Source organism: Phaeobacter sp. PT47_59, from assembly GCF_028890025.1.
GTDB lineage: Bacteria > Pseudomonadota > Alphaproteobacteria > Rhodobacterales > Rhodobacteraceae > Phycobacter.
Map to the genome: position 1 here is coordinate 56212 of NZ_JARCJL010000023.1, position 7854 is coordinate 64065.

The following is a 7854-nucleotide window of genomic DNA, read 5'->3' on the forward strand; positions in this document are numbered from 1 at the left end:
TATGTCTGAGGGAAAGAAACTGCCAATTACACGCCGGGGCCTTCTGGGCGCCACGGCCGGGGGCGCGGCACTTGCCGGAGCGTTCGGCTCGCGCGCGATGCTGACGGGAACCGCCGCGGTCGGTGCGGCCACCGTTGTCGGCACGACAAGCGCACGCGCCGCAACCGGTGCCGAAGTGGCCCCAGGCCAGCTTGACGAATATTACGGCTTCTGGTCCTCGGGCCAGTGCGGCGAGATGCGCATTCTGGGCATCCCGTCGATGCGTGAATTGATGCGCGTGCCGGTGTTCAACATCTGCTCGGCCACCGGTTGGGGCATCACCAATGAATCCAAGAAGATCCTGACTGAAGGCCTTACCGAAAAGACCAAGGCCTATCTGGCTGCCAACGGTCATGAATTCCCGCCCAACGGCGATTTGCACCACCCGCATATGTCCTTCACCGAAGGCACCTATGACGGGCGCTATCTGTTCATGAACGACAAGGCCAACACCCGCGTCGCTCGCGTGCGTTGCGACGTGATGAAATGCGACAAGATCATCGAAATCCCGAACGCCAAGGCGATCCACGGCCTGCGTCCGCAGAAATGGCCGCGCACCAACTACGTATTCGCCAACGGCGAGGATGAAGTGCCGATGGTCAATGACGGGCAGATCCTCGATGAGCCCGACAAGTACGTGAACTTCTACACCGCCATCAATGCCGACGAAATGACGGTCGCATGGCAGGTGATGGTGACGGGCAACCTCGACAACACCGATTGCGATTACGACGGCAAATACGCCTTCTCGACATCGTACAACTCGGAAATGGGGATGACCCTGCCCGAGATGACCGAGAAGGACATGGACCACGTGGTCGTGTTTAACATCGCCGAGATCGAGAAAGGCATCGAGGCGGGGGATTACCAGGAACTGAACGGCGTCAAGGTGCTGGACGGGCGCAAGGGGCAGAACAACAAGTACACGCGTTACATCCCGATCCCGAACAACCCGCACGGCATCAACATGGCGCCCGACAAGGTTCACCTCTGCGTAGCGGGCAAGCTGTCGCCGACCGTGTCCGTGATCGACGTGCGCAAGCTCGACGCGGTGTTCAACGAAGACGCCGATCCGCGCAGCGTCGTGGTGGCCGAACCGGAACTCGGTCTCGGGCCGCTTCACACCTGCTACGATGGGAAGGGCAACGCCTATACGACGCTCTTCCTCGACAGCCAGGTGGTGAAGTGGAACATCGAGAAGGCGATCGAACTATATAACGGTGCAGACGTGGATCCGATCATCGTCAAGAAGGACGTGCATTACCAGCCCGGCCACAACTCGACCGTGATGGGCGAAACGCTTGACGCGACCGACAAATACTACCTGACGATGAACAAGTTTTCCAAGGACCGGTTCCTCAATGTCGGGCCGCTCAAGCCGGAAAACGAACAGTTGTTCGCGATCGACGGGGACGACCTGACGCTGATCCATGACGGCCCGACCTTTGCCGAGCCGCACGACTCGATCATCGTCGATCCGTCCAAGGTCAGCCCGAAATCGGTCTGGGATCGGAATGATCCGATGTGGCAGGACGCCCGCAATCAGGCCGAAGCCGACGGTGTCGATCTCGACGAGTGGCAGGACACGGTGATCCGCGACGGCAACAAGGTGCGTGTCTATATGTCGAGCCAGGCGCCGAACTTCTCACTCGAGACGTTCACTGTTCAGCAGGGGGATGAAGTGACCGTCTATGTCACCAACCTCGATGACATCGACGACCTGACCCACGGCTTCACCCTCGGCAACCACGGTCTCGCGATGGAAGTCGGGCCACAGGCAACCTCGTCTGTGACCTTCACCGCGGCGCAGCCGGGTGTCTACTGGTACTATTGCCAGTGGTTCTGCCACGCGCTCCACATGGAGATGCGCGGCCGGATGTTCGTCGAACCGCGGGCGAGCTGAGCCATCATGCGTGCCCTGACCCTTGTGCTGACGCTGCTTGTCGCGCTGCCCCTTTGGGCGGCCGAGATCGCCGTGACGGCGGGACAGGGCACGCTTGCCAAAGCCATCGCCGGGGCCCAACCCGGCGATGTGCTGATGCTTTCCGAAGGACGCTACGAAGGTGCCATCACCATCGACCGCCCCTTGACCGTGACCGGGCCGCAGACGGCGGTGATCGACGGCATGGGGCAGGGCACTGTCGTCACCATCGACGCGCCGGATGTGACGCTGCGGGGGCTGACCGTGACCGGGTCGGGCATGGACAGCGAGGCCCTCGATGCGGGGGTTAAGATCCTCAAGGGCGCGGATCGCGCCGTGGTCGCGGACAACCGGGTGATCGGCAACCTGCACGGCGTGGATGTGCATGGCGGGCGCGACGCGCAGGTGCTGCGCAACACCATCGAGGGCACGCAGCAGGCCCGCGTCAACGACCGGGGCAACGGCATCTATGTTTGGAACTCTCCCGGCACGCTGGTCGAGGGCAATTCGGTGCGCTGGGGCCGCGATGGCATCTTTTCCAATGCGTCGCGCACCGGCACCTATCGCAACAACCTTTTCCGCGACCTGCGCTTTGCCGTGCATTACATGTATACCAACGATTCCGAAGTGTCGGGCAACGTGTCCATCGGCAACGGGTTGGGCTACGCGATCATGTTTTCGAACAACATCATCGTGAAGGACAACCTGAGCCTGTCTGACATCAGCCATGGCGTGATGCTCAACTACGCCAACAATGCCGAGGTGTCGGGCAACCTCGTGCGCGGCGGCGCGAACCGCTGCACCTTTATCTACAACGCACACAAGAACCTGATCTACAACAACCGTTTCGAGGGCTGCGAGATCGGCATTCACTTCACCGCCGGTTCCGAACGCAACGTGCTGACCGGCAACGCCTTCATCGGTAACCGCGAGCAGGTGAAATATGTAGGCACCCGCGATATCGAATGGAGTTTCGAGGGCCGTGGCAATTACTGGTCCGACCATCCCGGTTTCGACCTTGGTGGCGACGGCATCGCCGACAGCCCGTTCCGGCCCAACGACCTGATGGACCACATCCTGTGGTCGCAACCTGCGGCACGGCTGCTCACCGGAGCGCCCGCCGTGCAACTGATCCGCTGGGCGCAATCCAGCTTCCCGGCGACACTGCCCGGAGGCGTTGTTGACAGCGCCCCCCTGATGAACGCACCGCAGATCGTGGTGCCCGACGAATATACGGCGATGGAGGCAGAGGCCGCCGCCCGCCGCGATGAAAGCGATATGGATGATTTCGACGTTAACGATCTCTCGTCTCACTAAGCGCTTCGGCGGGGTGCACGCCCTGTCCGATGTCTCGCTCTCGGTCGCCCCCGGAGAACGGGTGGCGCTGCTGGGCCATAACGGGGCGGGCAAGTCGACGATGATGAAGATCATCCTCGGCTTGATTGCGCCCGACAGCGGTGACATCACCGTTTGCGGGGCGACGCCCGGCGAGGCTGAGGCGCGCGAGCGCGTGGCCTACCTGCCCGAGAACGCAGCCTTTCATTCGGCGCTGACCGGGTTGGAGCAGATCACCTTCTATATGCGCCTTCGCGGCGTCGATCCCAAGGGCGCGCGCGACCTGCTGGGCCGGGTCGGTCTGGGCGATGCCGCGACGCGCCGGATCGGCACCTATTCCAAGGGCATGCGGCAGCGCGTAGGCCTTGCGCAGGCGCTGATCGGACGTCCGCGCCTACTGGTGCTCGATGAGCCGACCAGCGGGCTCGACCCGGTGTCGCGGCGCGATTTCTACGAACTGCTCGACGGGCTTGCCGCCGAAGGTGCCGCCATCCTGCTGTCGAGCCATGCGCTCACCGAAGTGGAGGCGCGCACCGACCGGCTTTTCATCCTGTCTGGCGGTCGCATGGTGGCCGAAGGCTCGCTCTCCGATCTGCGTAGCAAGGCGGCGCTGCCGGTGGCGCTGCATATGACAGCGATGAACGACTACGCGTCCGAACTGATGGAAGCGTTCCCAAATGCGATCCAGACCCAAAAAGGCCTGCACCTGACCTGCGCTCAGGACGACAAGCTGGCCACGCTGGCGCGGATTTCCGAGATGCGCGGCAAGGTCGCTGATCTTGAGGTGATCCCGCCCAGTCTCGAAGACATCTACAGCCATTTCAGCCGGAGGGACGGCCAATGATCGCGCGCATCCTCGCCACCGCCCGGATCGAGGCGAACATCGCCCGGCGCAACCGTTGGGTGCTGATCGCGGTGCTGCTGATGGTGGTCTTCTCGCTGGTGCTCTCCGCCGCCGGGTCGGCTCCCACCGGGGCGGTTGGTGCAGACAAACTGTCGGTGGTCGTGGCGTCGCTCACCTCGCTCTCGGTCTATCTGGTGCCTTTGGTCACCTTGCTCATGTCCTTCGACGCAATTGCGGGCGAGGTCGAGCGTGGAACGCTTCCTCTGCTCTTGACCTACCCGGTGGCGCGGTGGGAAGTGCTGGCTGGAAAGCTGCTGGCCCAAGTGGCCATCCTGATCGTTGCGCTGGTTGCGGGTTACGGATCTGCCGCCCTGATCGCCATCAGTACAGACCCCGAGGCGGTCGCTGGGGTTGGCGCGCTCTGGCGGTTGACATGGACGTCCGTCCTGCTTGGCGCGACGTTCTTGGGCATCGGCTACGCGGTGTCGGCCATGTCGCGCCGCGCCTCGGGAGCCGCCGGACTGGCCATCGGCGTCTGGTTAGGCCTTGTCGTGCTCTACGACCTGGGGCTGCTCGCGGCGGTCGTCGCCGATAACGGTGGGGTCTTTACCACGCAGGTCTTCCCTGTCGCACTCCTTGCCAATCCGGCTGACGCGTTCCGACTGTTCAATCTCAGCGCCGCAGAGGCCAGCGCCGCGGCTTCCGGAGTTGCAGGTGCGGCAGGAACGATCCCGCAATGGCAATCGCTCGGCTCGGTGGTGACCTGGCCCTTCTTCGCGTTGGCCTTGGCCGCGCTGACCTTCAGAAAGGTGGACGCATGAAACGCTTTTCACCTGTCCTGCTTTGCCTGGCCCTTGCGGCCTGCAAGGAAGACGTGGCGCAGGACACAACGCCTTTGCCGCTGAACGCCGAGGCCGTCGGGCATTACTGCCAGATGAACCTGCTCGAACATGACGGACCCAAGGCTCAGGCGCATCTGGGCGGGCTTCCCGGCGCGCCGCTGTTCTTCAGTCAGGTGCGCGATGTCGTGGCCTATCTGCGGATGCCCGAACAAAGCCACGAGGTTGTCGCCGTCTGGGTCAATGACATGGGGGCCGCTGGCGCAAGCTGGGACGCGCCCGGAGCAAACAACTGGATCGACGCGGAACAGGCGATCTTTGTGGTGGGCGCGGATGTCGTCGGCGGCATGGGCGCGCCAGAACTGGTGCCTTTCTCCGACCCCGTCGCGGCGCAGGACTTTGCCGCGACCCATGGCGGCGCGGTGATGACGCTCGACGAGATTCCCGACACGGCGGTGTTGGCGCCGGTGGAGCTGGTTCACGACACTGACGGCAGCGCGTTTCAGGACCGCCTCCGCGCGCTGTCCGACAAGATGGGAGACTGAGATGACCATGATATCCCGACGCCGGATGCTGACTATCCTCGCCGCCGCGACCACCTTTCCCGCTTCCGCGATGGCGCGGGCGGATATGCATACATGGCAGGGCCGGGCGCTCGGCGCGCGCGCAACGCTGCGGCTGGCCCATCCCGACGCCGCGGCTATCGCGGCCCGCGTCGCGGCCGAGATCGACCGTCTGGAAGACGTATTCAGCCTATTTCGCCCCGATAGCGCGCTTTCGCGGCTAAATCGGCAGGGTTCTCTAGAGGTCCCGCCGTTCGAGTTGTTACAGTGCTTGTCGCTGGCCGGCCGAGTACATGACGCGACCGAAAGTCGGTTTGATCCAACGATCCAGCCGCTCTGGCGTGTCTACGCGGATTCTGCAATCGAAGGGCGTGCACCTGAAACGAGCGATTTGGCAGCGGCGCGCAATGTGATCGGCTGGAACAAAGTACAATTTGCACCCGATCGGATCACGCTCAAGCCCGGTATGGCTCTGACGCTCAACGGCATCGCACAAGGCCTCATTGCGGATCGTATTGCTGATCTCCTAGCCGACGGGGGGCTCGATAACGTTTTGATCGACACGGGCGAGTTCCGCGCCTTGGGAGGGGAACCAGAAGGAGACGCTTGGCCCGTGCAATTGGCCGCTGGCGGTCAGGTGCCTTTAAAGACACGCGCACTCGCCACCTCTGCACCCAAAGGAACAACGTTTGGAGAAGGCAAAAACGGTGAAAGCCACATCCTTGACCCGAAGACCGGCGTACCCGTGCGACCGCTATGGCGCGAGATCTCAATCTCGGCGCCATCAGCGGGATTGGCGGACGCCTTGTCGACAGCGGCTTGCTTGTACCGAGATCAATCGGACATTGAAAACTGTCTGACCGCGTTTAATGGAACCAAGCTCGAGGCGATCATCGCGGTTTGATCCGCGCAGTAATGCTCACTGATTTTCTGACTAATCTCTTTGGCTGAGAGAAAAGACTGTACCTATTTATTAACATAAACTTCATTATGCGACTTTATACTTAGCGTTGCGATAGTATATTATTGTATGTATGCTGAACTCCTATCACGGAGGCTCCACAGCATGCGCCATTTACTCAAGAAGCTCCTCCCCTCGGTCGCAGTCGCTTTGACCGTGACAGGTTCTTCGCTGCCAATACCCGCCCGCGCGCAGACATACCCGATCGATTGCGCGATCCTCTTGTGCCTGTCTGGCGGCTGGCCTGCTTCCGTCCCTTGCGCCCGAGCCCGCGCCGAATTTATCCGGCGGATTACACCTTGGCCGGTCGAACCACCGCTGCAAATCTGGCGCTGTCCCATGGGCGCCTCCTACGAGAACGATCGGTTACAAAACAACGCTGGCGGCATCTTTGAAGCCTTGTACCGAACCGACAGCCGTCGACCGCTTCAATCCTTGCCAGTAGATAATCTCGTTCCCACCGACCTCGCCCTGCGGCTCGTTCAGGACCGCGCGGACATCGATATCAGCGGGCCAGAGTTCAATTTCGTGCGGTCCATCCGCGTCTTCGATGTACGGTATGCACGACAGCACGAGTCCGGGCGCGATGGGGATTGTAACCGAAGCGCGACCGTGGTCCTCGGCACCTACGGGACCCAAGGCGATTTCTCATGGCAGCGATCTTCGATAACTGCCCTGCCCGAGGCCCATGTGGGACTTGAACGTTGGGGCGAGCATTGCCCTGGCATTTATCACCGATCCGTCTTCGTCGATTGGCGTGACTATGACGGCAACTACGGGTTCGAGCAGGTGAACTACTGACCTGCCGCTACGTAGATTTGTCATGGAAGACGGCTTCTTTGGCTTGCACGACCGCACCGCATACGCTTCGCGGTCCACATGCTGTTTGGCGTTTAGGCAAACACCGCGGGTTCGCTCTGTTCACCCGTCGTCGCTTCTTCCGATCCTCGTCAGCGCATCGAAGTCGATTTCTTGCTTCTGTTCGTCACTTATATCCGGCCGGGTTTCCGATACCGGCTGGGGCCCTTGGACGTCCCACATCACCGCATGTGAGCCTGTCCTCCAGCGATAAACCCAACCAACAACACTGCACCCATCGGTCCCGATCAGATTGGCGATCGCGACGCCCTCACCCTTATCTTCGTTCACTGTTTACTGGCTTCCTGCACTGCGGCGCTGCGAATTGCGGCGTGGGGTTGCAGAGCGTTCACTACGACCGCGCGCCGGGCTTCTTTGATGTTGGCTAACTGGTCCTCGATGAGGAAATGATCATCAGTGTCAACGGCGGAGTAAAATTCGGCCATTGTGGCGGAGCAAAAGTCGGCCAGTTTGGGGCGAGCGCCTTGGAGCGT

General features: G+C 61.8%; 8 protein-coding genes. 7 read left to right on the plus strand and 1 reads right to left on the minus strand.

Features of this window, described 5'->3' with window-relative positions; genetic code table 11:
* Position 1: 1 nt before the first annotated feature.
* The 7 genes from nosZ (at position 2) to PXK01_RS17520 (ending at position 7303) form a co-directional block, all read left to right on the plus strand.
* Entirely contained in the window at positions 2 to 1942 is a 1941-nt protein-coding gene (gene nosZ, locus PXK01_RS17490; RefSeq protein WP_274861107.1) for a TAT-dependent nitrous-oxide reductase, read from the plus strand.
* Positions 1943 to 1948: 6 nt separating this feature from the next.
* The gene (locus tag PXK01_RS17495) at positions 1949 to 3277 is read left to right on the plus strand and encodes a nitrous oxide reductase family maturation protein NosD (RefSeq protein WP_274861108.1); all 1329 of its coding nucleotides are present in this window, start codon (positions 1949 to 1951) and stop codon (positions 3275 to 3277) included.
* On the plus strand, positions 3243 to 4139 hold the full coding sequence (locus tag PXK01_RS17500; protein WP_274861109.1) for an ABC transporter ATP-binding protein: 897 nt from the start codon (positions 3243 to 3245) through the stop codon (positions 4137 to 4139). The genes PXK01_RS17495 and PXK01_RS17500 overlap by 35 nt, the downstream gene beginning before the upstream one ends.
* Positions 4136 to 4960 carry an ABC transporter permease gene (locus PXK01_RS17505; RefSeq protein WP_274861111.1) on the plus strand — a complete coding sequence of 275 codons (825 nt, stop codon included), beginning with the start codon at positions 4136 to 4138 and terminating at the stop codon, positions 4958 to 4960. Before PXK01_RS17500 ends, PXK01_RS17505 begins: the two co-directional genes overlap by 4 nt.
* Positions 4957 to 5523, plus strand: a complete 567-nt coding sequence (locus tag PXK01_RS17510; protein WP_274861114.1) for a nitrous oxide reductase accessory protein NosL — start codon at positions 4957 to 4959, stop codon at positions 5521 to 5523. Before PXK01_RS17505 ends, PXK01_RS17510 begins: the two co-directional genes overlap by 4 nt.
* 1 nt (position 5524) lies before the next feature.
* Complete coding sequence (locus PXK01_RS17515; protein ID WP_274861116.1) at positions 5525 to 6445, plus strand: FAD:protein FMN transferase; 921 nt, start codon at positions 5525 to 5527, stop codon at positions 6443 to 6445.
* Between the two features lie 162 nt (positions 6446 to 6607).
* Positions 6608 to 7303, plus strand: a complete 696-nt coding sequence (locus PXK01_RS17520) for a hypothetical protein (RefSeq protein ID WP_173674657.1) — start codon at positions 6608 to 6610, stop codon at positions 7301 to 7303.
* A gap of 344 nt (positions 7304 to 7647) precedes the next feature.
* Here PXK01_RS17520 and PXK01_RS17525 read toward each other — a convergent pair.
* On the minus strand, positions 7648 to 7854 hold a 207-nt coding region (locus PXK01_RS17525), incomplete at its 5' end, for a hypothetical protein (protein ID WP_274861118.1).